Source organism: Nocardia altamirensis NBRC 108246, from assembly GCF_001612685.1.
Taxonomy (GTDB): Bacteria; Actinomycetota; Actinomycetes; order Mycobacteriales; family Mycobacteriaceae; genus Nocardia; species Nocardia altamirensis.
Window position 1 is genome coordinate 1 of record NZ_BDAY01000162.1, and the last position, 1,343, is coordinate 1,343.

1 protein-coding gene is annotated in these 1,343 nt (G+C 66.4%); it reads right to left on the minus strand.

Annotated elements, in window-relative coordinates:
- Positions 1 to 27: 27 nt before the first annotated feature.
- The gene (locus NA11_RS43625) at positions 28 to 1,260 is read right to left on the minus strand and encodes an IS110 family RNA-guided transposase (protein WP_084655608.1); all 1,233 of its coding nucleotides are present in this window, start codon (positions 1,258 to 1,260) and stop codon (positions 28 to 30) included.
- Positions 1,261 to 1,343 lie beyond the last annotated feature (83 nt).

The following is a 1,343-nucleotide window of genomic DNA, read 5'->3' on the forward strand; positions in this document are numbered from 1 at the left end:
CACAGAGACATCCCAGGAGCTTGAATGTCAAGCTGCAGCCTTCTCTGTCAGTTGTGGCCAGGCAGTGGCTTCGTCGTAGAGGGTCCCGGTTTTGAGGCAGCCGTGCAGGATGCCCACGAGCCTGTTGGCGAGCTGGCGCAGGGCGGGGCTGTGGCCGACGCCGCGGGCGCGCTGGCGGTCGTAGTAGGCGCGGGCGCCGGGAGACCACTGCAGTGCGCTGAACGCTTGTGTGGTGAGGGCGTCGATGAGCCTGTCGTTGTGCACGAACCGGGCCAGGACAACCTTCTTCTTGCCCGAGGCTCGGGTGATCGGGGAGGTGCCCGCGTAGTTCTTGCGGGCTTTGGCGCTGGCGTAGCGGGTGGGGTCGTCGCCGAACTCTGCAAGCACCCGAGCACCGAGGATCGTCCCTAAACCTGGCTGGGACAAGATGATCTCAGCGGCCGGGTGCTGCCCAAAATGGGCCTCGACCTGGCCTTGCAGAGTCTTGATCTGGGTGTTGAGGACGCCCAGTACCGCCAGCAGCGCCTGCACCGACGCGGCGTAGGCTTCGGCCACGACCTCGGGTTGACCGAGCTGCTCGGACCGCAACGTGGTCTGGATTGCTGCGGCTTTTGCCGGGATGTCGCGGCGTCGTGCACGTTTGAGCGCGGCGCTGATCTGAGCGATCGTCAGCCGCGCGGCCTGGGCCGGGGTGGGCGCTTTGGCCAGCAATTCCAGCGTGTCGGCGGCATCGAGGTCGTCGAAGGCGACCAGCGCGGCGGGGAAATAGTCACCCAAGGCGTGGCGCAGCCGCTGGGTGTGGCGGGTCCGTTCCCAGATCATCGTCTTGTGGGTGCGGGCCACCACCTTGATCGCCTCGGCGCGCGCGGAGTCCCCCGCGACCGGTCGCAGTTCGTGGGCGTGGGTGCGGACCATGTCCGCCAGCACATGCGCATCCCCCGCATCGCTCTTGGCCCCGGAAAACCCCAGCCGGTCACGAAACCGGCTCGCCTGCAACGGGTTTACTGCCAAAACCGTGTATCCGGCGGCGATCAGCGCCGCGACCCAAGGGCCACGGTCGGTCTCGATCCCGACCAGGATCTCGGCCTCGTCGGCCTCGTCGGCGTCGTCGCCGACCAGATCCCCGACGATCGCATGCAACTTCGCCATCCCAGCCACGCCCTCGGGCACACGCGCCTTGGCCAGACGACGACCGGCACTATCCATCACCTCCACATCGTGATGGTCCTCGGCCCAGTCATCTCCCACGAACAGTCTCAACGGTCCTCCCGTTCTCGATACCGATCACCACCTTCGCGCAGCCAGCAGGAGAACTATCAGCGACCTAATCAAGCAGTGCTCAC